This is a genomic window from Roseobacter denitrificans OCh 114 (assembly GCF_000014045.1).
Lineage (GTDB): Bacteria > Pseudomonadota > Alphaproteobacteria > Rhodobacterales > Rhodobacteraceae > Roseobacter > Roseobacter denitrificans.
The window spans coordinates 855,053-877,715 of the sequence record NC_008209.1; the positions used below are offsets into that span (position 1 = coordinate 855,053).

26 protein-coding genes are annotated in these 22,663 nt (G+C 58.7%); 20 read left to right on the forward strand and 6 right to left on the reverse strand.

The annotated features are described in order from the left end of the window. Window positions 1-97 precede the first annotated feature (97 nt). From RD1_RS04035 to RD1_RS04055, 5 genes are read left to right on the forward strand one after another with little or no spacing between them, the layout of a single operon-like run. Window positions 98-817 (forward strand): LuxR C-terminal-related transcriptional regulator, encoded by a 720-nt coding sequence (locus tag RD1_RS04035; RefSeq protein ID WP_011567169.1) that lies wholly within the window; start codon window positions 98-100, stop codon window positions 815-817. 11 nt (window positions 818-828) lie between these two features. Further along, entirely contained in the window at window positions 829-1,986 is a 1,158-nt protein-coding gene (locus tag RD1_RS04040) for an FIST N-terminal domain-containing protein (RefSeq protein ID WP_011567170.1), read from the forward strand. A gap of 2 nt (window positions 1,987-1,988) precedes the next feature. Beyond that, on the forward strand, window positions 1,989-4,247 hold the full coding sequence (locus RD1_RS04045; RefSeq protein ID WP_044032935.1) for a PAS-domain containing protein: 2,259 nt from the start codon (window positions 1,989-1,991) through the stop codon (window positions 4,245-4,247). A gap of 33 nt (window positions 4,248-4,280) precedes the next feature. After that, complete coding sequence (locus tag RD1_RS04050; RefSeq protein WP_011567172.1) at window positions 4,281-4,940, forward strand: hypothetical protein; 660 nt, start codon at window positions 4,281-4,283, stop codon at window positions 4,938-4,940. Further along, window positions 4,937-5,284 carry a hypothetical protein gene (locus tag RD1_RS04055; protein ID WP_011567173.1) on the forward strand — a complete coding sequence of 116 codons (348 nt, stop codon included), beginning with the start codon at window positions 4,937-4,939 and terminating at the stop codon, window positions 5,282-5,284. Before RD1_RS04050 ends, RD1_RS04055 begins: the two co-directional genes overlap by 4 nt. Window positions 5,285-5,363: 79 nt before the next feature. On the opposite strand, the gene RD1_RS04060 is transcribed toward RD1_RS04055, so the two are convergent. Then, on the reverse strand, window positions 5,364-6,176 hold the full coding sequence (locus tag RD1_RS04060; protein ID WP_011567174.1) for a quinoprotein dehydrogenase-associated SoxYZ-like carrier: 813 nt from the start codon (window positions 6,174-6,176) through the stop codon (window positions 5,364-5,366). Window positions 6,177-6,299: 123 nt separating this feature from the next. Between RD1_RS04060 and RD1_RS04065 the strand changes: the two genes are divergently transcribed. Continuing rightward, entirely contained in the window at window positions 6,300-7,343 is a 1,044-nt protein-coding gene (locus RD1_RS04065; RefSeq protein ID WP_011567175.1) for a quinoprotein relay system zinc metallohydrolase 2, read from the forward strand. 10 nt (window positions 7,344-7,353) lie between these two features. Here RD1_RS04065 and RD1_RS04070 read toward each other — a convergent pair whose 3' ends face one another. Next, the gene (locus tag RD1_RS04070) at window positions 7,354-7,977 is read right to left on the reverse strand and encodes a hypothetical protein (RefSeq protein ID WP_011567176.1); all 624 of its coding nucleotides are present in this window, start codon (window positions 7,975-7,977) and stop codon (window positions 7,354-7,356) included. Window positions 7,978-8,142: 165 nt separating this feature from the next. On the opposite strand from RD1_RS04070, the gene RD1_RS04075 reads away from it, so the two are divergent. The 7 genes from RD1_RS04075 to RD1_RS04105 all read left to right on the forward strand — a co-directional run bounded on the left by RD1_RS04075 (window position 8,143) and on the right by RD1_RS04105 (window position 14,451). Beyond that, window positions 8,143-9,255, forward strand: coding sequence for an S-(hydroxymethyl)glutathione dehydrogenase/class III alcohol dehydrogenase (locus RD1_RS04075; RefSeq protein ID WP_011567177.1), 1,113 nt, complete (start codon window positions 8,143-8,145; stop codon window positions 9,253-9,255). Between the two features lie 8 nt (window positions 9,256-9,263). Further along, window positions 9,264-10,088, forward strand: coding sequence for an S-formylglutathione hydrolase (gene fghA / locus RD1_RS04080; RefSeq protein ID WP_011567178.1), 825 nt, complete (start codon window positions 9,264-9,266; stop codon window positions 10,086-10,088). Window positions 10,089-10,123: 35 nt separating this feature from the next. After that, window positions 10,124-10,525 (forward strand): c-type cytochrome, encoded by a 402-nt coding sequence (locus RD1_RS04085; RefSeq protein WP_011567179.1) that lies wholly within the window; start codon window positions 10,124-10,126, stop codon window positions 10,523-10,525. Window positions 10,526-10,650: 125 nt separating this feature from the next. Then, window positions 10,651-12,453, forward strand: coding sequence for a methanol/ethanol family PQQ-dependent dehydrogenase (locus RD1_RS04090; protein ID WP_011567180.1), 1,803 nt, complete (start codon window positions 10,651-10,653; stop codon window positions 12,451-12,453). A gap of 108 nt (window positions 12,454-12,561) precedes the next feature. Then, window positions 12,562-13,071, forward strand: coding sequence for a c-type cytochrome, methanol metabolism-related (locus RD1_RS04095; protein WP_011567181.1), 510 nt, complete (start codon window positions 12,562-12,564; stop codon window positions 13,069-13,071). After that, a complete protein-coding gene (locus RD1_RS04100) occupies window positions 13,055-13,900 on the forward strand; it encodes a substrate-binding domain-containing protein (RefSeq protein WP_011567182.1) in 846 nt (281 codons plus the stop codon). Before RD1_RS04095 ends, RD1_RS04100 begins: the two co-directional genes overlap by 17 nt. Before the next feature lie 83 nt (window positions 13,901-13,983). Next, entirely contained in the window at window positions 13,984-14,451 is a 468-nt protein-coding gene (locus tag RD1_RS04105) for a PQQ-dependent catabolism-associated CXXCW motif protein (protein WP_245897356.1), read from the forward strand. On the opposite strand, the gene RD1_RS04110 is transcribed toward RD1_RS04105, so the two are convergent. The 4 genes from RD1_RS04110 to RD1_RS04125 are packed head-to-tail and all read right to left on the reverse strand — an operon-like array spanning window position 14,452 to window position 17,213. Next, window positions 14,452-15,264 (reverse strand): quinoprotein dehydrogenase-associated SoxYZ-like carrier, encoded by an 813-nt coding sequence (locus tag RD1_RS04110; RefSeq protein ID WP_011567184.1) that lies wholly within the window; start codon window positions 15,262-15,264, stop codon window positions 14,452-14,454. Further along, the gene (locus RD1_RS04115) at window positions 15,261-16,169 is read right to left on the reverse strand and encodes a YncE family protein (protein WP_050759054.1); all 909 of its coding nucleotides are present in this window, start codon (window positions 16,167-16,169) and stop codon (window positions 15,261-15,263) included. The genes RD1_RS04110 and RD1_RS04115 overlap by 4 nt, the downstream gene beginning before the upstream one ends. A gap of 16 nt (window positions 16,170-16,185) precedes the next feature. Further along, window positions 16,186-16,731: an SRPBCC family protein gene (locus RD1_RS04120; protein ID WP_011567186.1), complete on the reverse strand. Its 546-nt coding sequence runs from the start codon at window positions 16,729-16,731 to the stop codon at window positions 16,186-16,188. Beyond that, window positions 16,731-17,213, reverse strand: coding sequence for a DUF3280 domain-containing protein (locus RD1_RS04125; RefSeq protein WP_011567187.1), 483 nt, complete (start codon window positions 17,211-17,213; stop codon window positions 16,731-16,733). The genes RD1_RS04120 and RD1_RS04125 overlap by 1 nt, the downstream gene beginning before the upstream one ends. A gap of 162 nt (window positions 17,214-17,375) precedes the next feature. On the opposite strand from RD1_RS04125, the gene RD1_RS04130 reads away from it, so the two are divergent. The 7 genes from RD1_RS04130 to RD1_RS04160 are packed head-to-tail and all read left to right on the forward strand — an operon-like array spanning window position 17,376 to window position 22,590. After that, a complete protein-coding gene (locus RD1_RS04130) occupies window positions 17,376-18,548 on the forward strand; it encodes an ABC transporter substrate-binding protein (protein WP_011567188.1) in 1,173 nt (390 codons plus the stop codon). 12 nt (window positions 18,549-18,560) lie between these two features. After that, window positions 18,561-19,532, forward strand: coding sequence for a PQQ-dependent catabolism-associated beta-propeller protein (locus tag RD1_RS04135; RefSeq protein WP_011567189.1), 972 nt, complete (start codon window positions 18,561-18,563; stop codon window positions 19,530-19,532). 31 nt (window positions 19,533-19,563) lie between these two features. Continuing rightward, window positions 19,564-20,001 carry a hypothetical protein gene (locus RD1_RS04140; protein WP_011567190.1) on the forward strand — a complete coding sequence of 146 codons (438 nt, stop codon included), beginning with the start codon at window positions 19,564-19,566 and terminating at the stop codon, window positions 19,999-20,001. A 17-nt stretch (window positions 20,002-20,018) separates the two neighbouring features. Continuing rightward, a complete protein-coding gene (locus tag RD1_RS04145; protein ID WP_011567191.1) occupies window positions 20,019-20,270 on the forward strand; it encodes a PepSY domain-containing protein in 252 nt (83 codons plus the stop codon). 7 nt (window positions 20,271-20,277) lie between these two features. Further along, the gene (locus RD1_RS04150) at window positions 20,278-21,237 is read left to right on the forward strand and encodes an ABC transporter substrate-binding protein (protein WP_044033342.1); all 960 of its coding nucleotides are present in this window, start codon (window positions 20,278-20,280) and stop codon (window positions 21,235-21,237) included. A gap of 7 nt (window positions 21,238-21,244) precedes the next feature. Next, window positions 21,245-21,994, forward strand: a complete 750-nt coding sequence (locus tag RD1_RS04155; RefSeq protein ID WP_044032936.1) for an ABC transporter permease — start codon at window positions 21,245-21,247, stop codon at window positions 21,992-21,994. Next, the gene (locus RD1_RS04160; protein ID WP_011567194.1) at window positions 21,991-22,590 is read left to right on the forward strand and encodes an ABC transporter ATP-binding protein; all 600 of its coding nucleotides are present in this window, start codon (window positions 21,991-21,993) and stop codon (window positions 22,588-22,590) included. Before RD1_RS04155 ends, RD1_RS04160 begins: the two co-directional genes overlap by 4 nt. Window positions 22,591-22,663 lie beyond the last annotated feature (73 nt).

Sequence of the window (22,663 nt, forward strand, 5' to 3'; positions counted from 1 at the left end):
GTGGGCTGTCTTTGTGGTCAGTGTCTCATCCTCCTTTTGCGAAGCAGTTGAAAATGCAAGCGTTACGGGTAAGATCGCGGGTGGGAGGACTAAATCTATGAAACACGCGCGTGCGCCACTCAGTCAGGAGGAAGTGTCAAATATACTCATCGTTGATGATCACCCTTTGTACAGCGATGCATTGGAATCGGCCCTTGAACTGGTACTGACGGATGTGGACATCAGAAAGGCGCAAAATCTCGGGGATGCGATTGCCGCCGTAAAGGGCGGGTTCAAACCCGAGCTTGTGATGTTTGATCTGAAACTTCCGGATGTCACCGGGATTTCCGGCTTTGTGAGCCTGCGGCAACATCTTCCCAAGGCGCGCATACTGGTGATTTCGTCGCTGGCGTCTTTTGATCTTGTGCAGTCATTGCTGCGGGAAGGGGCCGCTGGCTTTTTGCCAAAAGACACCTCTGCGCGGGGGCTGAAATCGGTGCTGTCGGATATCATCGCCGGTCAGACCTATGTGCCGAAAGACTATCAGCAACCCAATTCCTGCGAGCGTGACGCGCTGGCAGACGAGTTTCAACACCCCAAGCTGGCAGAACTGACCCCCCAGCAACAGCGGATCATGCGCCTGATCTGCTGTGGCAAGCCGAACAAGCAGATCGCCTATGAACTGGACCTCGCAGAGGCGACCGTAAAGGCACATATCACCGCCTTGCTGCGGCGGCTTGGTGTGCGCAACCGGACCCAAGCGGTGGTTCTGGTCGAAGGGGCGCTGGCGGCACAACGGGGTGACGAACCTGAAGCCCGCGCCTTTCTCAAGCATTAGGAGGTCGGGCCATGGACCGCGCGCGCGCTGAGCCGTCCTTTGTGCGGGTGGCCTTGTCACGCGCCGTTGATGCAGCAGCGGCGGCGCGGCTTGCAGCGCAACAGATCAGCGCGCGCGATACCTGTTTCGTGCTGGCCTTTGTGCCGGGCAACCGGAACGGCGCGGTGATTGCCCATTCCCTTGAAGAGGCTTTGGGCGGCGTGCCGGTTTTCGGCTGCTCAACGGCGGGTCAGATCACAACCGAGGGCTATGAAACCGATGCGCTGCTGCTGCTGGCCTTTCCCAAGGCGCATTTTCGCTGCGCCTCGGTTTTGATGGAGCCGCTCAACCCCCTGTCAACGACGCAGGCAGCGACCCATGCGCAGCGTCATGTTCAAAAGTTTTCCCATACCGCCGGGTGGAACCGGCTGGGACTTATCTTTACCGATGGTCTGTCCAAGCAGGAAGATATGCTGATTTCGGCGCTGGAAACCGCATTGGGTGATTTGCCGATATTTGGCGGCTCCGCCGGGGACGGGCTGCGGTTTGAACAAACCTATGTGCTGCACAACGGCGAGGTGCATCACAACGCCGCCGTATTGCTATTGCTTGAGACGGATCTGCCCTTTCAGGGTATCGGGTTTGATCACTTCCTGCCCGGCGATAGCCAGGTGGTGATCACGGATGCCGACCCTGATGATCGCAAGGTATTCGAGATCAATGGCGCACCGGCGGCGCAGGAATACGCCCGCCTGGTTGGCTGCGCGGTGGAGGATTTGTCGCCCCAGATCTTCGCCGAAAATCCGTTGCTGATCGAGTACAAAGACACGCACTACGTGCGCGCGATATCGGATGCGGGCGAAGATGGCGCGCTGTCTTTTCTGGCGGCGATTGATGACGGTCTGATCATGACCCTCGGGCAGGGACAGGAGATCATCGAGACCTTGCAAGCCGGATTGGATATCCGTGATGCAGAAGGGCGCAGCCCGGATTTCATCCTTGGTTTTGACTGCGTGCTGCGCAAGCTTGAGATCGAGCAAAAACAACTGGGGCATGCGGTGTCGAACGTGCTGGGGGCGGCGCATGTCTTTGGGTTCAACACTTACGGCGAGCAACATTGCGGCGTGCATATGAACCAGACGCTGGTGGGTGTGGCCTTTTTTGCACCTGAGCCGAGGGTTTTGTTTTGAGTATGATCAACCCTGATGACCCGCTTGAGGTAAGGGTCGAAAAGCAGGCCAAGATCATCGAGGCGCTGATGCGCCGCGCGGGTCGGCAAAAAGACGTCGGCCCGTCTGCCTACCGTGCCTTTCAGTCTGCCATTGAATTGCAGCAAAAGATGGCCGCGCAGTCGCTCGAACTTGAAAGTGTCCGCTATGAACGGGAACGCACGCGCAAGACCCTCGCGGAGGCGCTGGGGTCGATGGAAGGGGGCCTTGCGCTTTTCTCCGACGGGACGCTGAACATCTGCAACGACCTGTTCAAAGGCCTGCTGCCGGATATTTCGGATCAGATCGTGCCGGGGCTGAGCCTTGCGCGGTACTTTGATCTGATGAGCAGCAGCGAATATCTGATCTCGACGGATCGCAAGCTGTTCACCATGCGCGGCGCGTTGGAGAGTGATCAGAACGAAGGGTCGGTCGTATCCTTGGTGGCAGAGGTTGCCAAGGACCGCTGGTATCAGATGAGCACGCAGCAGACATCGCCGGAGAACACGGTTCTGCTGCTGACGGAAATCACCGCGCTGGTGCGCCACAACCGGCGCGAAAAAGAGCATTTGATCGACCGTCAGGCGGATTACCTGCAAGCGGTATTCCAGAACATGAGTTCGGGTGTTTGTACGTTTTCGGCCACCGGCGAGTTGATGATGCAAAACGGCCAGTTCCGCAGTATTCTGGGTGTGCCACTCAGCGTGTTGCAGCCGGGCACGCCGTTGCAGGAATTGCTGGATTTCATGCGGTCCAAATCGCTGATCACGGATAACGCCCTGTTGCAGATGGACGCCTGGCGGGACGAACTGAACAGGAAGGGGGCCGTGAGCACGCGGGTGTCGCATGGTGCCGCGCGGGTGCTTGATGTTCAGGCCAACCTTTTGCCGGATGGCGGTTTTCTGGTGGAGTTGAAAGACGTGACGCTGGAGGTCCGCTCTACCGAGATGCTGGAAAACCGTGTGATGGAGCGTACCGCAGAGCTGACCCGCGCGAATGCGAATCTGACCGAACAATATGAGGAAAAAGCCCGCGTTGAAGAAGAACTGCGCGTGGCAAAAGAACGCGCGGAGGCCGCCGTGTCATCAAAAACACGGTTCCTGGCGGCGGCCAGCCACGATCTTCTGCAGCCGATCAATGCCGCGAAACTGCTGATTTCCTCCTTGCAGGAAACCACCCGCGAAACGCGCTTTCGCCCGATGGTCGAACGGCTGGAAGGCGCCTTTGCCTCGGCGGAATACCTGCTGCATTCGCTGCTGGATATTTCACGACTGGAAAGCGCGGACCTTGACACGGTGACGACGACAAACGTCAGCCTTGAGGGGTTCATGCTTGGCATCAAGGCCGATCAGATGATGCTGGCGGCGCAGAAATCGGTTCAGTTTCATGTTGTGCCCTGCAGTCTGGTGGTGCGCTCTGATCCGGTTTATCTGCTGCGCTCCATTCAGAACCTAGTGGTGAATGCCATTCAATATACCGATCCGGGGGGGCGGGTGCTGCTGGGGTGCAGGCGCACCGGAGACACGGTCGTGCTGGAGGTCTGGGACACCGGCATCGGGATCAATATCAAGGACCAGTCGCGTATCTTTGACGCCTTCACACGCGCAGAAAACGTGCCGATAGGTTCCGGGGTTGGTCTGGGTCTGTCGGTGGTCGACAGAGCGTGCCGTCTGTTGGGTCACAAGCTTTCGGTGCGTTCAAAACCCGGTGTCGGCTCCGTTTTCAGCATTGAGATGGAGGTGGTCAAGGGCGCGCCCAGCATGCCTATTCTGCAAGGTCCCATTGAGGACACGGCGGATGCGGCCCTAGATTACATCGTGATGGTCATCGAAAATGACGCTGATGTGCTTTACGGCGTGACGCAGCGGCTGGAGCTTTGGGGCGCGAGCGTGCTGGCGGCACGTACCACTGCTGAAGCGCTCGATTTCATTGATGATCTGGGAATGCCACCCGATATCATTCTGGCCGATTATCAATTGGACGCCGGTGAAACCGGTGTACAGGCGACCCTTGATCTGCGCGCCAAGACCGGCACTGCGATCCCTGCGATCCTGATCACGGCGGACCGTAGCGAAACAGTGCGTCGCCTCGGTGCGCAGCATGATATGTCTGTGATGACCAAACCTGCGGAGTTGTCGCGCCTGCGACGGCTGGTGGATTGGAAGGTGCGTGGCCGTGCCGCCCGCGCCGATACGTCTCATAAAAGGGTACATACAAAAGTCGAAGGTGACAGTCCCGCATGAGGCCCGCACACTCATATTCAGGAGGAAGCCCATATGTTTAGATTCCCAGCCATCCTATTTGCGATGTTTCTGGCCACAGGAATGGCGGTTGCCGCCCCCGTGGACGGCGAAAAAACCTATGACATGCTGTTCAAGAACGGCACCTTGGACGAGATTGATCGCGCATCTGCCCTTGTCTATCGCCGCGAAGTCACGAATGCGCTCAAACCCGAAGCCGGCGCGCGCGACACAGGCGATGTGACCCTGTCATTCCGTGAGGGGGACAAGGACGTCGCGATGCTGAAATTCTGGCAGGACGACAAACATCGTGCTTTGGGTATCTTTCCGGCCAGTGTCGGGAACCCGATGATCATGTATTTTTATGAAACCGTCGTGCGGGACATGGCCGAGGCGGCAGGCGGCAGCCCGTATTACATCCGCAACAGGGTGAAGGAAGCGTTGATCCAACCATCCGATATCATCGAAGGCGAAGCGGTTGTTGATGGTGCAACGGTGCCGACCCGGACGATCCGGCTCTATCCTTTTGCGGACGATCCCAATGTTGACCGGATGCGCGGATTTGGTGATCTGGAGTTACGGGTCACCATGTCTGATGCCGTGCCCGGCTGGTACATGACCCTCGTCGCCGAAGCGTCGGAAGGGGCGGTCTATCGCTCTGAATTGTCGTTCCTGCGGCTGGACGAAGCGCAATGAAGGGTTGGGTGCTGGCACTTGCGCTGAGCGTGCCGACGGCAGCAATATCGCAGACCGTGGCCGAACAGTTGAACGATTATCCGACGGCTGCACGCGCGGATTATGTCTTTGCCTGTATGGTGACGAACGGGCAGACCCGTGAAATGCTGGACCGCTGTGCCTGTTCAATCGACGAGATCGCTTCCATTCTGTCCTACGAACAGTATCTGGAGGCTGAAACGGTCCTGTCCATGCGGCGTGTCGGGGGGGAGCGTATGTCGTTTTTCCGCAGCGCTGCCATGGCCGAGAATATGGTCGCCGATCTACGCCGCGCACAGGCAGAAGCAGAAGTGATCTGCTTTTAAGCCTGAACCCGGTTTCTCATGAAAAAGCGCCGCAGGGATCAAACCTGCGGCGCTTTTTTGTGTGTATCACGGGGGCTGTTCAGCCGCTCACGGATTTCGGCAGGATCTTTTCAAATTCATTACCATCCGTATCCGTGGCTTTCACGGTCAGGGCAGTGGAGCCGTTGTCATTATAGGCAAAGCGGAACACCGGGTTCTCCGAAATCGAAATACCCCCGTCCATGGTGAACAACAATTCGTCGTCCTGCCACACTTCGATATGATCAATGAAATGGGCGGGAATGAATAGCTGTGTGATCTGATCGCGCTGCAGACCGGAGTAGTTCGGATGGCGGATCATGATCTGCGCCTCGCGACGGGGTGTCGACATTTGCGCGCCACTGTCAAAGGTCCGCAGTTTCATCTTGCCCATGCCAGCCAGCGCAATCTCGGGGTCCTTGGTGGCAGGGGCCGAGCATCCGCCGGAGGCTTTGACAAAGCGGCCTGCCATATGCAACCCGTCAGGCGTCTGCGCGATCACACGCACGTTGGAGTATTGATTGACGCGCACACGCATCTCGAAATCCAGCAAGCCCATGGCAGGTGTAAACCCGAACACTGCAGCGATGGGGGCCGGGTTTTCGTCAATCACAACGGTGGCGGTGCTGATCGGGGCGCTGCCCTCAACCTGGCGCAGAATGATTGGCACGGTTGCGGCATCATGCGCGCGGAAGGGTGCTTCGATTGTCAAAACGTCGTCGGCAGAGGCCAGCGGCGCATCCCCCACAACGTCGTATCGCAGTTCCTCCCAGGTCTCGCCCGGTAACAGTGGATTGCGCACTGTGTCCGAGGCCCATGCCGTGCTTGATACCAATGCGGCAACAGCGGCCAGTGTGATGAATTTAGAAGCCATACCATTCTCCTCCAGCATGGGAATTTGCAGTTTATGGCACGAATCGCCCAAAAAAGACACATATACCTAAGGGGGCGTGGGTAACGGTGTCGTGTTTGGCTACACCTGTGTCGGGAGGATGCCATGTTTGAAGCGATCATAACCCTGTGTTTGAGCCTGAGCGACGGGCCGTGTCGTGACCATCTGTTACCGGGTTATGAGGCGCAAACGCAGGCGGCCTGTCAGGTGGCCCTGTCCGACAATCCGCCCGATCTACGCGTTTTCACGGGCTTGCAAGCGCAGGGCATCGCAACCTGTCAGCCGATGGGCGAAACGCTGAGCATGACAGAGGTCGCGCCCGGCGTTTTTGTCCATGTCGGCCGCATAGAAGAGCCAAACGCATCGAACCGGGGTGACGTCAGCAACATGGGGTTCATCATCGGTGAAACGAGCGTCGCGGTCATTGATGCCGGCAGCGCGCGCTGGATCGGCGAGGCACTTTGGCGCGCCATTCGCACGCGCACAGACAAACCCGTGAGCCATGCGATCGTCACGCATATGCATCCGGATCATGCTCTGGGTGTCGCGTTGTTTTCCGAGGCGGGCGCGGCAGTGGTCGGTCACACCGGGTTGCCGCGCGCGCTGGCAGACCGGCAGGCCAACTATCTGGAGAGCCTGACGTCTCTGATTGGGGCGGAGGCGCTGCTGGGCACGCGGGCACCCGAAGTCGACATCGCGGTAACAGATCAGTTGCAGATTGATCTGGGCGCGCGGCCCCTGACCATGCAGGCCTGGCCGGTGGCGCACACCGGGAATGACCTCACGGTCTGGGACACCGAGACGGGAACGTTTTTTGCCGGCGATCTGATATTCGACCGGCACTTGCCTGCTCTGGATGGCCGATTGACGGGGTGGCGTGCGGTGCTGCGCGCGTTGCAGGGCTTGGATATTGAACGTGTCGTGCCGGGGCATGGTGCCGCCGCGCTGGACTGGCCTCTGGGGTCAGAGCCGATGGCGCGGTATCTGTCGGTCTTGGAAAAGGACACCCGCGCCGCGGTCGAGGCGGGTACGCGGCTGGGCACGGCAGTTGAGGAAATAGCGCAGAGCGAACGCAGCCTGTGGCAGCTTTTTGACGCCTATAATCCGCGCAATGCCACCGTGGCCTTCACGGAACTGGAATGGGAATGACCCGCTTTGTCTAACCCTGATCAACCACGGCAGCACTGAGCATCTGGCCGATTGAAAACAGACGCCGTTCCAGCAGGGTGGGCGTCTCACACAGATAGGCGATGTTGCGTTGGCGGTCGGTGTAGATGATCTGATCCCAATCGAGCCTCTCTTCCAGCATGTCCACCCTGTCGAAATCTGGGTTGTCCGCGACAAGTATTGAATCCATCTCCGCGCGGTTGGCATCAATTTGTTCGGCAAGCGCAATCTGGCTGAGGGAAAAATCCTCGATGCCAGTGATGATTCGCGCGCGGCGCTTCGACAGCGTATTGAATACCGATTCGAAAACGAGCCCAAGCGCTTCGGCATCCCCGTCATAGGTGGCTGCGAATGCATCCACGCGCGGCTGAAGTGTTTCAAGTTCAACGCGTCGCAGCGACAGATACCCGGCCAATTCGGTCACATCCGCGCGCAGCGCGTCATTGTCGTCAGCCAGTTCTGAATTGACCGGGTGAGGCCACATCAAGCCCAAAGACAGCGTTGCTACCTTGCGTTGTACGCAGGGCCATGTTGGATCAGAAAAGTCTGCCGCCTGCGCAGGTGCGCCCACCGCGACCAGCGCCAGCGTCAGGCAAAGAGGTTTGATCATCGACATGCGGTATCTCCGTAACGAGGTTTGTACTATGGCCAAGCATCCCTTGGCTGTCCAGCGCCCCCAATACCCACCATTGTCTTAGTTGTTCTGAAGCTTGCTCGGCCCGCATACTCTGGTGGAGTACGGTAGCATGCCAATGTGCTGCACCTTTGGGAGACGATTATGATGAGAACGCGAGCGGCGGTTGCGGTTGCGGCTGGGCAGCCTCTTGAGGTGATGGAGGTCAATCTTGATGGCCCGCGCGCCGGAGAGGTTCTGGTCGAGATCAAGGCGACGGGTCTGTGTCATACGGATGAGTTCACGCGCTCGGGCGATGACCCCGAAGGTATCTTCCCGGCAATCCTCGGCCATGAGGGCGCGGGCGTTGTCATCGAGGTGGGCGAGGGGGTGACCAGCCTTGAAGTGGGCGATCACGTGATCCCGCTTTACACGCCGGAGTGTCGCGAATGCGACTACTGCCTGAACCCCAAGACCAACCTCTGCCAGAAGGTGCGTGCCACGCAGGGCGCGGGGCTGTTGCCTGATGGCTCAACCCGGTTTTCGATGCTGGATGGCACGCCCATTCACCATTACATGGGCTGTTCGACCTTTGCCAACCACACGGTTGTGCCCGAAATCGCGCTGGCCAAGGTGCGCAAGGACGCGCCCTTCGACAAGATCTGCTACATCGGGTGCGGCGTGACCACCGGCATCGGTGCCGTCATTAACACGGCAAAGGTTGAGATTGGGTCAACGGCCGCCGTGTTTGGCCTCGGTGGCATCGGTCTCAATGTGATCCAGGGGCTGCGCATGGCGGGCGCGGATCAGATCATCGGCGTCGATCTCAACGACGACAAGGAAAAAATGGCGCGCCATTTCGGCATGACGGATTTCGTCAACCCCAGCAAGGTCGAGGGCGACATGGTCGCGCATCTGGTCGAACTGTCGGGTGGGGGCTGTGACTACACCTTTGACGCCACGGGCAATGTGAACGTGATGCGCACCGCTCTGGAGGCTGCGCACAAGGGCTGGGGCGAGAGCATCATCATCGGCGTGGCCCCCGCGGGTGCGGAGATTGCGACGCGGCCCTTCCAACTGGTGACGGGCCGGGTCTGGCGCGGCACGGCCTTCGGCGGGGCCAAGGGGCGCACGGATGTGCCGAAAATCGTGGACTGGTACATGGACGGCAAGATCGAGATCGACCCCATGATCACCCACAAACTCAGCCTGGACGAAATCAACCACGGCTTCGACCTCATGCACCAGGGAAAATCAATCAGAGCCGTCGTGGAGTTTTGAGAGCAGAGATGGAGCTGATATCAGAAAACCGGAGTTTTGGCGGCAGCCAGCAGGTCTTCAAGCACCCGTCGAACACGTGCGGCTGCGAGATGACATTCGCGGCCTACCTGCCGCCTCAGGCGCAGGATGGACCTGTCCCGGTTTTGTGGTATCTCAGCGGTCTGACCTGCACCCATGAAAACGCGATGACCAAGGGCGGTTTTCAGGAACACGCGGCCAAAAACGGTTTGGCGGTCATCTTTCCGGATACGTCGCCGCGCGGTGCGGGTGTCAGTGATGACGAGGCCTATGACCTTGGCCAGGGGGCCGGGTTTTATGTCAATGCGACGCGGGACCCCTGGAAGACCAACTATCGCATGTATGATTACATCGTGAGCGAATTGCGCTCGATCATCGTGGATAATCTGCCGGTGCAGGACAAACACGGCATCACCGGCCATTCCATGGGCGGGCATGGTGCGATCACGATCGCCATTCGCAACGCAGGCCTGTTTGATTCCCTGTCTGCATTTGCGCCCATCGCCAATCCGACGCAGTCTGACTGGGGCCGCAAACAACTCAGCGCCTATCTGGGGGACGACGAAAGCAACTGGGCGGATCATGATGCCACGCTCTTGCTGGAAGAACACGGCTGGAAGGGTGATTTGCTGGTGGATCAGGGGGCTGCCGATCAGTTCCTCGACCTGCTCAAACCCGAAGCGCTGGCAGACATGATGGCGCGTCGGCGTCAACCCGGACAGCTCCGGATGCAAAGCGGCTATGATCATTCGTATTTCTTCGTGAACAGTTTTGCGCGGGATCATGTATCATGGCACGCGGAGCGACTACACTGACTGTTCGACCAAGGTGAAACCAAGGAAGGTACTATATGCTAAAGAAATTTCTATCCGTCGCCTGCCTCATGGCACTGCCTGCCGCTGGCTTTGCGGATGGGCATATCACGGGCGATGCAGCGGCTGGTGAAAAGGTATTTCGCAAGTGCAAAGCCTGTCATGCCGTTGGTGAGGGCGCCGAGAACAAGATTGGCCCCGCCCTGAATGGCATCGTTGACGCCGCTGTCGCTGGCAATCCCGATTTCAAATATTCGGATGTGCTGATGGCGATGGCAGCCGAGGGCAAGACATGGACACCTGAGGAGCTGTCCGGCTTCCTTGAAAAACCACGCAACTACGCGAAGGGCACCAAGATGGCCTTTGCCGGATTGCGCAAGGAAGAAGACCGCATGAACGTAATCGCATATCTTGCGTCTTTCCCGGCAGGGGGGTCGTAAGACAACGAATTTCCTGTGGCGTGGGACAGACCTACTCCACAGGAATAACCCGGTACCCTGTCCGTTCCTTGGTCAGGTGTATCATTCCAGCGGCAATCCTGCCGCATTCTAGGGAGGTAATTTAGATGAGAAAGCTATCGCTTTTGACTTCTGGGATCGCTCTTTGCGCGGCCAGTATGGCTTTTGCAAATGACGACCTGGTCACGCAAATGAGTGATTCCAAGCAATGGGCCATTCAGACGGGTGACTACAAAAACCAACGCTACTCTGCACTTGACCAGATCAACGAAGAAAACGTCGGCGATCTGCAGGTTGCATGGACATTCTCGACGGGTGTTCTGCGGGGCCATGAGGGTTCGCCTCTGGTGATTGGTGATGTGATGTACGTGCACACGCCATTTCCAAACATCGTCTACGCGCTGGACCTTGCCAACGAGGGCAAGATCATCTGGAAGTATGAGCCAAAGCAGGACCCGGACGTCATTCCGGTGATGTGCTGTGACACCGTTTATCGCGGTGTGGCTTATGCCGATAACAAGATCTTCCTGCATCAGGCGGATACAACCGTTGTCGCGCTCAACGCTGAAACCGGCGCTGTTGAATGGTCCGTCGTAAATGGTGATCCTGCCATCGGCGAGACGAACACCGCAACCGTTCTGCCCGTCAAGGACAAGGTCATCGTCGGGATTTCCGGTGGTGAATTCGGTGTGCGCGGCCATGTGACAGCGTACAACATGGAAACGGGTGAAAAGGAATGGCGTGCCTATTCCGTCGGTCCGGATGATGAGATGCTGGTTGATCCGGTGAACACGACGCATCTGGGCAAACCCGTTGGTGAAAACTCCAGCCTCAACAGCTGGGAAGGCGACCAGTGGATGATCGGTGGCGGCACCACATGGGGCTGGTATGCGGCTGATCTTGAAGAGAACCTGATGTACTACGGTACAGGGAACCCTTCGACATGGAACCCGGCCCAGCGTCCGGGCGACAACCGCTGGACCATGACGGTCATGGCGCGTGACATCGACACCGGTGTTGCAAGGTGGCTCTACCAGATGACCCCGCACGACGAGTGGGATTATGACGGCGTCAACGAGAACATTCTCACCGAGCAGGAAATCGACGGTGTAGAGCGCAAGCTGTTGACCCGGTTCGACCGCAACGGTCTGGCCTATACGATGGACCGTGTGACGGGCGAATTGCTCGTGGCTGAAAAGTTCGACCCGGTCGTGAACTGGACCTCCGGTGTTGACATGGATCCCGAAAGCGAAACCTACGGTCGTCCGCAGGTTGTGGCTCAGTACTCAACGGCGCAAAACGGTGAAGACGTGAACTCCACCGGTATCTGCCCTGCGGCTCTGGGCACCAAAGACCAGCAGCCAGCGGCCTATTCGCCGCGCACCGAAGTGTTCTACGTGCCGACAAACCACGTCTGCATGGACTATGAGCCCTTCCGCGTGTCCTACACCGCTGGTCAGCCCTACGTCGGTGCAACCCTGTCGATGTACCCGGCACCTGACAGCCATGGCGGCATGGGTAACTTCATCGCCTGGGACAACATCAACGGTGAGATCCTGTGGTCCATCCCCGAGAAGTTCTCGGTCTGGTCCGGTGCTCTCGCAACTGCCGGTGACGTTGTGTTCTACGGAACGCTTGAAGGTCACCTGAAAGCGGTGAGCGCCAATACTGGTGAAGAGTTGTACCGCTTCAAGACACCATCGGGCATCATCGGTAACGTCATGACCTATGAGCATGATGGCCGTCAGTACGTCGGTATCCTCTCCGGTGTCGGTGGTTGGGCCGGTATTGGTCTGGCGGCTGGTCTGACAAACCCGAACGACGGTCTGGGTGCTGTGGGCGGTTATGCAGCCCTGAGCGACTATACCGCGCTGGGTGGACAGCTGACTGTCTTCGCTCTGCCGAACTAAGCGGTGGCTTGATCCAGCATGAACGAATGGCGCGGCCGAACGGTCGCGCCACTTCAAAAACAAACGGGCGACAGTCAGTGGCTGGCCCAGTGATCACGGGTAAATCTTATGAAAACCACACACCGTATTTTTGCACTCTGCCTTGCCGCAGGTCTGCCAATGACCGCCCTGGCTGAGGAGCCAGTGGATCCGGCACTTTACGAAGCGGCCTACAGTGAGGATGGCCGCTACTTCAACGCTGATGATATCCCGACCTACAATATCACCGAGGATGGCACAGTCGACTGGCTGACGTTTTCGGGCTTTCGCCGCTACCACGCGGAATGCCACGTCTGTCATGGCCCGGATGGCGAAGGATCGACCTATGCGCCCGCTGTCAAGAATGCAGCCGTGACCCTCGGATATGAAGGGTTTTTCGATGTGGTCGTGAATGGTCGCCAGAACGGAAATTCGGTAATGCCGCATTTCGGGGAAAACCGGAATGTCATGTGTTATCTGGACGACATATATGTCTATCTGAAGGCACGTGGAACCGACGCGCTGCCGCGCGGACGTCCGGCCAAGAAAGAAGCCAAATCGGATGCTATTCGTGAGGACGAAAATGCCTGCATGGGCTGAAAAATACCAGCGCCTGGTTGTGACCCTTCTCCTTGGGTTCTGCCTTGCGGGGTCTGCAGGCGCACAAACGTCTGATTTGGTTTCAAGCAAAGCCTTACGCGTTTGTGCGGACCCCGCAAACTACCCGATGTCTACCCGTGATGAAGACGGCTATGAAAACAAGCTGGCTGAACTTGTCGGCGCCAAGCTCGAACTTCCCGTGCAGTATACCTGGTTTCCGATGGCAACCGGGTTTGTGCGCAACACATTGAACGCCAAACGCTGCGATCTGATCATCGGCTATGCGCAGGGCCATGAGCTGGTGTTGAACACCAACCACTATTTCACCTCCGTATATACCATCATCGTGCCACAGGACAGCGATCTGGCTGATGTGAAATCGCTTGCTGATCCAGCCCTCAAAGGGCGTAAACTGGGCATTATCGCAGGCACACCGCCGTCGGCGCATCTTGCGCGGCACGGGCTGATTGCAAAGGCGAAAGCTTACAATCTCGTGGTGGACCGACGTGTCGAGAACCCGGCGATTGACATGCTTGACGACCTCAGCGCAGGCGAAATTGACGCCGCCGTTTTGTGGGGCCCATTGGGCGGGCCGCTGGTCAAATCCAGCTATCCCGGTTTCAAAGTGATCCCGCTGATCAGCGAGCAATCACCGCCGCGTCTTTTCTTTCGGATCACGATGGGCGTTCGTCTGGGCGAAAAGGTCTGGCAGCGTAACCTCAATTCGCTGATCCGCCGCAATCAGGACGAAATCAACAGCTTGCTCGTGGATGCTGGTGTGCCGCTTGTGACCGATCTTGGCACTGAGGTGTTGGAGATCTCGAATTGATCAAAATCCTGCTGGCAGCGGCATTTCTCACGGTGGCGCAGCACGCAGGGGCACAAACCGTGCCCGAGCCTTCAGATTACCGAATGGATCACTACCGCAGCCCCGTTCCTGCGACCCTGCAGGGCGGTACGGTTGTCGGTCCGGAAGAGGCGCATGCCTTATGGGCGTCGGGGCAGGCCGCCTTTATTGATGTCATGCCGCAACCGCCCAAACCGGCAAACCTGCCGGAGGGAACCATCTGGCGGGACAAGCCGCGCATCTCGATCCCCGGTGCGATCTGGGTGCCGAATGTGGGCTATGGCGCGATCGCCGATGTGACGGCTGCCTATTTTCGCGATGCGCTCAACGCAGCCACGCAAGGGCGTGCGGATCACCCCATCGTGCTGTTTTGTCTTGAAGACTGCTGGATGAGCTGGAACGCCGCCCGTCGTGCGCTGGAGTGGGGGTATACATCGGTTTACTGGTTCCCTGAAGGCACCGACGGCTGGGGGCTTTGGGACTATCCGCTGGAGCGGATCGAGCCGCACCACGGCCAACCCCAGACGCAGTGATCAAAAGCCAGGCAGGTCCTTGCGCATATGCGCGACAGTGCCGTCCGTGTCGGTCATCGTGACATCCACAGAACGCGTGCTTTGCGGTACGGCAAGACCGAGGCGGGGATTTTCGGACAGGGATATCGACCCTGTCACATCAACATAGCCCGCACCGTCAAGGTCGATTTCGACGTTTTCCACATAGCGCATCGGGATGAACAGCAGTGAAATCTGATCCCGCTGCATGCCGGAATGTGAGGGGTGCGATATATCCACGTCCATCCGCCCAAGACGCGCAGACAGGTTTTCAAGCTTGCCGCCGCCCACGCCGGGCAGGGTGCCTGCCATCTCGATGCTCATCTCGCCAAGTGTTGCGAGCGCCAGTTCCGGGTCGGTCCCAGGCGGTGCGGCACAGGCACCCGTACCCGAGGTTTTGACGAAGGTTTCTGAAACGAACAGCCGCCCGTCCGTCGTTTCTGCGATCACATGCAGGGGGGTTGGACCGTTCACGCGCATCGTGATGTCGAAGAAAAAGCCCGGTTGCGGCGTCTCAAGGTCGAACACTGCAGAGACAGGCATCGGGTTTTCGTCCAGCACGACCGTCACCTTTGTCAACTGCGTGCCGACCGGTGCCTTGATCTGTGCGGCGAGGTCCGTGCGCGCGTCGTCCGGGGTTCTGTAAGGAGCGTCGATGGCGATGACGCCTGTCCCATCAAGCATGAAGCGTTCGCCATAAAGCTGGGCCTTCACGGCTTCCCATGCTTCGTTGCTGGCCAGCGCAGGCAGCGCCACACAGCACATCAGCGCTGCTGTCAATCCAATACGTTTCATTCAATCCCTCCCAGAATAAATGTCCCGAAGGCCCGTGGGCCGTCACAGGTTTCGATGTGTTGTACCACAGAAAGTGCATCCGCGTCGAATACTGTCACAGTATTCTCAAACCAGTTGGCGACGACGATGCGCTGACCATCGGGGGTGGTGTCGATCCCCTCGGGATATTCGCCGGTCTCAAGTGTCGCGATCTTACGCAGCGTACCGAGGTCAATGACGCTGAGCGTGTCGGCGTATTGATTTGTCACAAAGGCACGACCCTGCGCAAAAGCCACGCCGTAGGGGCGCGCGCCGACCGCGACCGTTGCCAATGCTGCGCCATTCTCAGGGTCAATCACGCTGACGTCATTACTGCCCACATTGCCCACAAACAGGCGACCATCAGGTGCAAAGCGCAGGCCAAAAGGGCGGGTGCCCACATCCACGCGGTGCAAAAGATCAAGCGTTGCGGCATCGAAAACAGAAACCTGATCGGCGTCCCTGTCCGCCGAGGCCAGCCAACGCCCGTCATCTGACAGGGCCAACCCGGCGGGGGCCGCGCCGACCGTCAACTGTGCCTGTTCCGACAGGTCCATCGCATCCAGCACCCAGATGCGGGCGTTGTACCAATCGGAGACGAACAGCCGATTACGCCGGGGGTCATGGGCAACACCCATCGGACCCCCATCCTGAACGACTTGCGCAAGGACTTTGCCCGTCAGCCGATCATGTCGCCTGACCGTTTTGCTGTCCGCGGCAACCGTAAAGGCGGCGTCCGTGTCCACCGCCACTCCGGCTGGTTTGCCCGGCACGGCCCACAGGTGGTGCTGCACGCCTTTCGACAGGTCGAGAACGCTCAGCGCGTCCCCGTTCTGGCATGTGACATAGGCGAGATCACTTGCCGCCACCGGGGTCGCGACAAGCATTAACGCGAGGATCAGTTTACGAGTCAGGCGCACCGAAGGCCGTCGTCAAAGCATCCAGACCCGCCTGATAAACGGCGGAGACAGCGGCAATTGCCGCCTCATCGTTCAGGTCCTCGGGCGGATCGTTGTTGGGATAGCCTCGGTAAAATGCGCCGCGCCATTCAATCACCGACCCGCCTCCATCGCGGGCTTTGACCGTCAGGTGGGACGAATAATTGGTGACAGGCAGCACCTCGACCAGAACATCGGTGATGCGGTAGGAATAGCTCATCTTTTCATCGCTGTACTTGTACAGGATTTCAGAAATCGTAGGCCCGTCGGCGGCCCCCAGAGACAGCACGCGGGTGGCGTCTATTTCGTTGCCATTCTCGCCCGTGCTGCTGTGCACTGCCGGATGCCACGACATGTCCTGAAAATCACCGATCCGTGCCCAGACCTCTGCCGGTTCAGCCGCCACCTCGGTGGTCAATGTGATCTTCTGGCGCGTCGGGCCATGGGCAAGCGCCACACCCGGCACGAGCGTGACCGCCAGAGCCATTGACATAAAACTGCGTTTTTTCATCATTCCTCCGCTACAAAAAATCGGTTTTTCAGGATGTACCGCATCCCGCGCTGCCAGCTGTCGTCGGTGTTGCCCCTGATATCCACCACACCGCCTTTCACCATCTCGCCGGTGTCTGCCGCGCGTAGTTGCAGGTTCATGGCCAGGATGAGATCCGAGACTTTCTGAACCTCCCCGACCAGCGAATAATCCGCGCCAAGGTCCGCCGCGATGCGGGTGTCGCACCCATAGCATTTGGCCACATTGGCGACCCGGTCGATCTGATCACGCGCCGGTTCGATATCGACGAGCACGTAGCCCTCTTGGGTAAATCGGTCGGCCACCATTGCTTCGAGTGTGGCAATCCGTGCCAGTTCGGCAGGATCCGTCCCGTCGTTCGTTGTTTGCAAGGATGTATCCAGCAGGGTCAGCCCAAAGAACGCCACTTTTTCCTGTGCCTGAGCACCGGTGGCCGCCAGAAGAGCAAGAATTATCAGTCGCATAGGCACATTCTTAAAAAATAAGAGTCGTGCTTTATGGTGCGACTGCTAGGCTCTTTATCACAACCCGGCCAAAAGTATCGGTTCACGCCGCGCGATAGGTCAGGAACAAAGGGAGGCCCGGATAACAAGCGGGCAAGGGAGGTTAAGGTGCCACGATTGCACATGTCGCTTTTGGCGGCTCTTGCGTTTTTCATGTCGGTCAGCACGGCGCAGGCGATTGATGTCAAAGCAGCTGTTTTGCGCATCGACTATCCGACGCTGTTGCCGATCAGTCGTTATGACCTGCAGCCGGATGATCTGGGGTTTGCCGGGGCTGCGCTGGCGGATGAGGACAATGGTACGACCGGCGGATTTCTGGGGCATACCTATGAAACCACGCAGGTCGCGGTCCCGCCGGAAGAGGCGGATGCAGCACTTGATGCGATCCTCGCTGACGGTATCCGGCTGATCGTGGTGCAGGCGCGCATGGATGATTTGCTGCGCCTCACGGACAAGGCTGCCGAGGCGGGAGCGTTGGTGTTCAACGCGCGTGCGCCAGACACGGCGCTGCGCGATACCGAATGCCGGGGCAACCTGCTGCACACGGCACCGTCTTATGCGATGATGGCCGATGCGGTCGCGCAATTCGCGGTCTGGAAACAGTGGACGGATTGGTTCCTGATCGCCGGGTCCAATGCACCGGATGTGCAGTTTGCCGATGCCTTCCGCGCGTCGGCCCGCAAATTTGGCGCGGAGATCGTCGAGGACCGCACCTTTGAAGACACCGGCGGGTCACGGCGCACGGATTCAGGCCATGTGATGGTGCAGCGGCAATTGCCAACCTTCACGCAGGAAGCCGAGGATCATGATGTGGTCATCGCTGCCGATGTCACGGATTATTTTGCGCGTTTCCTGAGCTACCACCTCTGGACGCCGCGCCCCGTCATGGGGTCAGGCGGGCTTGTGCCGACAACATTCCACGGCGCGCATGAAGCCTATGGCGCAACGCAGTTTCAAACCCGTTTCGAGGAATTGACCGGGCGCTATGTCAAACCCGAAGACTATAACGTCTGGCTGGCACTGCGTGTCGTCGGCGAGGCAGTGACCCGCGCCAATACGGCCGAACCCGATGGTGTGCGCGACTATGCCAAATCCGACGAATTCGAACTGGCGGCGTTCAAGGGGCAGCGGGTCACGTTTCGCGACTGGAACGGGCAGTTGCGCCAACCCATGCTGTTATATGACGGCACCATCACGGTCAGCGTCAGCCCACAAGAAGGGTTTTTGCACCAAAGCTCACCGCTCGACACGATGGGCCTTGATCGCCCTGAATCCCAATGCACCGCTTTTGAATAACAGGAGACACCCATGAAATCTCTGGTCCTATCCACGGCCTTTCTGGCCCTGATGGCAGCCCCGGCCCTCGCGGGCAAAGCGTTCATCTCCAACGAGCGGGGGAACACGATCACTGTCCTCAATACCGACACCTGGGAGGTTGAGACCGAGTTCTTTGCAGGCAACCGTCCGCGTGGCATCACCGTCAGCCCGGATGGCAAGATCATCTATGTCTGCGCTTCTGATGACAACCTCGTGCGGGTTTTCGATTCAACGACCTACGAGGAACTGCCCAGCCTGCCGTCCGGTCCCGACCCGGAATTGTTCATCCTTGAACCCAATGGTGAGCGGCTCTTCATCGCCAATGAAGATGACAATCTGGTCACTGTCACGGATACAACGACACGCACCATTCTGGCCGAAGTCCCCGTCGGGGTGGAACCCGAAGGCATGGGGATGAGCCCGGATGCGAAATTCGTGGTCAATACCTCCGAGACGACCAACATGGCGCATTTCATTTCGACCGAAGACTACAAGATCAAGCACAACGTGCTGGTCGATCAGCGCCCACGCTATGCGACCTATACCGCAGATGGCACGCGGCTTTTCGTGACCTCAGAAATCGGTGGCACAGTGACGGCGATGGATATCGCAGAGGACGGCGCGCCAACGGTCATCGGCAAGATCACGTTTGAGGTGGCAGGGGTTCAGCCGGAATGGTTGCAGCCCGTCGGCGCCAAGGTCACATCCGACGGCAAGCGTCTCTTCGTGGCCCTTGGGCCTGCCAACCGTGTGGCCGTTGTCGATGCGCAAAGTCTTGAGGTGCTCGATTACATCCTTGTGGGTCAGCGCGTCTGGCAGCTGTCTTTCACACCGGATGAAAAGTACCTCATCAGCACCAATGGCAATTCCAACGACGTCACGGTGATCGATGTGGCCGCCGAAAAAGCGATTAAGTCCATTCAGGTGGGCCAACAGCCATGGGGCGTCGTGACCATCGAGTGATGGTCAACAGAAATTTCGAGGGAGAGAAACGATGAAGAAACTACTTTGTGCTGCAGCCGTGGCAATGATGAGCAGCCCGGTGGTCGCAGCACCGCTCTGTGATGATCTTGGGTTTGCGGGGCTGCTTGCAGCCTGTAACCGGGGCGAAACGATCGAGCTGACGCTGGCCTCCGGTCAGCCGCTCGGTGAGGATGTCACGCTGGAGTCAGGCGCTTACTACAAGCTGCAGATCACGGCGGATGGCTCTGCCGAACTGGCCATCGAGGGGGCGTCGTTCTTTCGCGCCATCTGGATGAACGAGATCGTCATCAACAGCATCGAAATCCGGCCCATGGCCATCGACAGCATCGAGTTTGACAAGGCGGGGGTTGTGGAACTGTCCTTTATCGCCATCAAACCGGGTCGTCATGTCGTGCGTATCCCCGGCTCGACCGGTGATGCGCAATCCGTCACATTTTCGATTCAATAACCCTGAGGAGACCTGACATGAAAAAGCTTTTTGCAGTGACCGCCGCAGTCCTGATAAGCGCACCGGCATTCGCCAGTGAGGGGCCGGATGCCGCGACCGTCGAGAAAATCGAAGCGATGCTGGCGGCCATGGAATGCCAGATGGACCCGGCTGACATCGAAGTCGAAGACGATGGCTATGAGCTTGACGATGTGATCTGCAAGGGGGGTGATCAGTTCGACATTACGTTGGACAAGGACCTCAACGAAACCGGTCGCCGTGCGGAATAGGTTTCGCCTGATCGGGGCGCTTGTCTGCGCCCTTTTCGGTTTTGCAGGGCAGGTTCTCGCCGAGGACCTGCCCACTATACGTGCGGCGGTACTGAAAATCGGGACGGTCAATTGGGAGTTGGCGACTATCACCGACAACCAGCTCGACCGTGAGAACGGCTTTGTGCTGGAGGTTCAGCCCTTTGCGGATAACGGGGCCACGCGTATCGCGGTTGAAGGCGGCGAAGCGGATATGGCTGTCGCCGATTGGATATGGGTGGCGCGGCAGCGGGCAGCGGGCAAGGACTATGTCTTTATCCCCTATTCCAAGGCCGTGGGCGGCCTGATTGTGACTGACACCAGCACCGCCGAAACATTGCAGGACCTGCAGGGCGGCAAGATCGGCATTGCCGGGGGGCCGTTGGATAAATCATGGCTGATCCTGCAGGCCTATGCGCAACAGCAATATGGCTTTGATCTGAAGGCCGGCACAGAACAGGTTTTTGGCGCGCCGCCCCTGATTTTTAAATCCGCGCTTAATGATGACTACGCCGGGGCGATCAATTTCTGGCACTTTCTGGCCAAGGGCAAATCGGCGGGCATGAGGGAACTGATCTCCGTTCAGGAGGCGGGAGCGGCATTGGGGTTGGATACCGACACGCCCCTGTTGGGATATTACGTCAAGGAAAGTTTCCTCGCAGAGAACCCCGATATTGCGCAGTCCTTCTTTGAAGCGACGCGCGCGGCAAAGGATATGCTGGCCACGTCTGATGCCGCATGGGAGGCTGTGCGTCCCCGGATGAACGCCAGCACGGATGCGGAATTCGAACAACTCAAGGCCGATTGGATCGCGGGCATTCCGGAACGCGGTCCGGTCGACGGGCAGGCTGCCGAAAAGATGCTGGCGCTGATGAAAGAGCTTGGCGGTCCGGAGCTTGTCGGCCCGATGACCGCGATGCCACCCGGCCTGTTTGCAGACGTTAAATAGCGCGGTGATGCACAGCGCGCGGCTCACTCCTTTTCTGTCACTGGCCGGGTTACTGGGCATGTGGGTGGTCGCTGCGATGCTGACACAGGATGCGCAAATCCTGCCAACGCCGTGGCAACTTCTGCCACCTCTGCGTCAGGAATTGGCCTCGGGCGAGTTGTGGACGCATCTGAGCGCGACGATCGTGCGGGTCATCTGGGCCTTTGCGCTGGCGATGTCGCTGGGCACCATTCTGGGTCTGATCATGGGGCGGTCGGCTGCGGTCAACCGCTGGCTTGATCCGTGGCTTGTCGTCTTCCTGAATCTGCCCGCGCTTGTTCTGATTGTGCTGTGTTATCTTTGGATCGGCCTGACAGAGGCGGCGGCCATCACTGCCGTCACATTGAACAAGGTGCCCAATGTGGCCGTTGTCATCCGCGAAGGTGCGCGCGCGCTCGACCCGGATCTTGACGCGCTCGGCAAAGTCTATCGGATGTCGTGGTGGACCCGCATGCGCCACATCGTCTTTCCGCAGCTTGCCCCCTTTGTCGCTGCTGCCTCGCGCTCGGGTCTTGCGGTGATCTGGAAGATCGTTCTGGTGGTCGAGTTTCTGGGCCGCTCGTCGGGGATCGGGTTTCAGATCCACCTCTATTTCCAGCTCTTCGATGTTGCGATGGTGCTGGTTTACGCGTTCTCCTTCATCACTGTGATGCTGCTGGTGGAGTGGATTTTCCTGCAACCGTTCGAGCGTCATGTGGCGCGCTGGCGCAGCGCATGATCAGCGTCAGTATCAGATCCAAGGTCTATGGGGACAAACCCGTTCTGGGTCAGATAGACTTTGATGTTGCCCGTGGTGAAACACTGGCGCTGGTCGGGCCCTCCGGGATCGGCAAATCGACCTTGCTGCGCATTTTGGCGGGGATTGATCAGAAATTCGACGGGACGATCAAAAGCTCTGTGTCGCAGGCCATTGTATTTCAGGAACCGACCTTGCTGCTGTGGCGTTCGGTTCTGGATAACCTTTTGATCCCGCATCCGGACCTCAGCGTTGAGGACGCCCGCGCCAGTCTCGAACGGGTCGGCCTTGCGGGCAAAGACACGCTGTTCCCCGGGCAACTGTCGCTGGGCCAACAGCGCCGATTGTCGCTGGCCCGTGCCTTTGCCGGTGCGCCGGATGTGCTGATCATGGATGAACCCTTCGTCTCGCTTGATCAGAAAACCGCCGAGAGCATGTTGCGCCTGACCGAATCGCTGATTGCGACGCATAAACCGGCGACGGTTTTTGTCACCCACGACGCCCGCGAGGCAGAGCGTCTGGCGGATCGGGTTCTGACGCTTGAGGCGTCACCGAGCGGGGCGCAGCTTTTGCAATAACGTCCCGTGCCAAAGCGTTTCGAGTTGATGTTGGATCACGTGTTCGCTGCCTCTTCCTGCGGTCGAACGCGAA

Excerpts from the sequence above, each read along its gene's own strand:
- RD1_RS04035 (WP_011567169.1), top strand. The coding sequence starts at position 98 with ATGAAACACGCGCGTGCGCCACTCAGTCAGGAGGAAGTGTCAAATATA.
- RD1_RS04040 (WP_011567170.1), top strand. The coding sequence starts at position 829 with ATGGACCGCGCGCGCGCTGAGCCGTCCTTTGTGCGGGTGGCCTTGTCA.
- RD1_RS04045 (WP_044032935.1), top strand. The coding sequence starts at position 1,989 with ATGATCAACCCTGATGACCCGCTTGAGGTAAGGGTCGAAAAGCAGGCC.
- RD1_RS04050 (WP_011567172.1), top strand. The coding sequence starts at position 4,281 with ATGTTTAGATTCCCAGCCATCCTATTTGCGATGTTTCTGGCCACAGGA.
- RD1_RS04055 (WP_011567173.1), top strand. The coding sequence starts at position 4,937 with ATGAAGGGTTGGGTGCTGGCACTTGCGCTGAGCGTGCCGACGGCAGCA.
- RD1_RS04060 (WP_011567174.1), bottom strand. The coding sequence starts at position 6,176 with ATGGCTTCTAAATTCATCACACTGGCCGCTGTTGCCGCATTGGTATCA.
- RD1_RS04065 (WP_011567175.1), top strand. The coding sequence starts at position 6,300 with ATGTTTGAAGCGATCATAACCCTGTGTTTGAGCCTGAGCGACGGGCCG.
- RD1_RS04070 (WP_011567176.1), bottom strand. The coding sequence starts at position 7,977 with ATGTCGATGATCAAACCTCTTTGCCTGACGCTGGCGCTGGTCGCGGTG.
- RD1_RS04075 (WP_011567177.1), top strand. The coding sequence starts at position 8,143 with ATGAGAACGCGAGCGGCGGTTGCGGTTGCGGCTGGGCAGCCTCTTGAG.
- fghA (WP_011567178.1), top strand. The coding sequence starts at position 9,264 with ATGGAGCTGATATCAGAAAACCGGAGTTTTGGCGGCAGCCAGCAGGTC.
- RD1_RS04085 (WP_011567179.1), top strand. The coding sequence starts at position 10,124 with ATGCTAAAGAAATTTCTATCCGTCGCCTGCCTCATGGCACTGCCTGCC.
- RD1_RS04090 (WP_011567180.1), top strand. The coding sequence starts at position 10,651 with ATGAGAAAGCTATCGCTTTTGACTTCTGGGATCGCTCTTTGCGCGGCC.
- RD1_RS04095 (WP_011567181.1), top strand. The coding sequence starts at position 12,562 with ATGAAAACCACACACCGTATTTTTGCACTCTGCCTTGCCGCAGGTCTG.
- RD1_RS04100 (WP_011567182.1), top strand. The coding sequence starts at position 13,055 with ATGCCTGCATGGGCTGAAAAATACCAGCGCCTGGTTGTGACCCTTCTC.
- RD1_RS04105 (WP_245897356.1), top strand. The coding sequence starts at position 13,984 with ATGGATCACTACCGCAGCCCCGTTCCTGCGACCCTGCAGGGCGGTACG.
- RD1_RS04110 (WP_011567184.1), bottom strand. The coding sequence starts at position 15,264 with ATGAAACGTATTGGATTGACAGCAGCGCTGATGTGCTGTGTGGCGCTG.
- RD1_RS04115 (WP_050759054.1), bottom strand. The coding sequence starts at position 16,169 with ATGCTTGTCGCGACCCCGGTGGCGGCAAGTGATCTCGCCTATGTCACA.
- RD1_RS04120 (WP_011567186.1), bottom strand. The coding sequence starts at position 16,731 with ATGAAAAAACGCAGTTTTATGTCAATGGCTCTGGCGGTCACGCTCGTG.
- RD1_RS04125 (WP_011567187.1), bottom strand. The coding sequence starts at position 17,213 with ATGCGACTGATAATTCTTGCTCTTCTGGCGGCCACCGGTGCTCAGGCA.
- RD1_RS04130 (WP_011567188.1), top strand. The coding sequence starts at position 17,376 with ATGTCGCTTTTGGCGGCTCTTGCGTTTTTCATGTCGGTCAGCACGGCG.
- RD1_RS04135 (WP_011567189.1), top strand. The coding sequence starts at position 18,561 with ATGAAATCTCTGGTCCTATCCACGGCCTTTCTGGCCCTGATGGCAGCC.
- RD1_RS04140 (WP_011567190.1), top strand. The coding sequence starts at position 19,564 with ATGAAGAAACTACTTTGTGCTGCAGCCGTGGCAATGATGAGCAGCCCG.
- RD1_RS04145 (WP_011567191.1), top strand. The coding sequence starts at position 20,019 with ATGAAAAAGCTTTTTGCAGTGACCGCCGCAGTCCTGATAAGCGCACCG.
- RD1_RS04155 (WP_044032936.1), top strand. The coding sequence starts at position 21,245 with ATGCACAGCGCGCGGCTCACTCCTTTTCTGTCACTGGCCGGGTTACTG.
- RD1_RS04160 (WP_011567194.1), top strand. The coding sequence starts at position 21,991 with ATGATCAGCGTCAGTATCAGATCCAAGGTCTATGGGGACAAACCCGTT.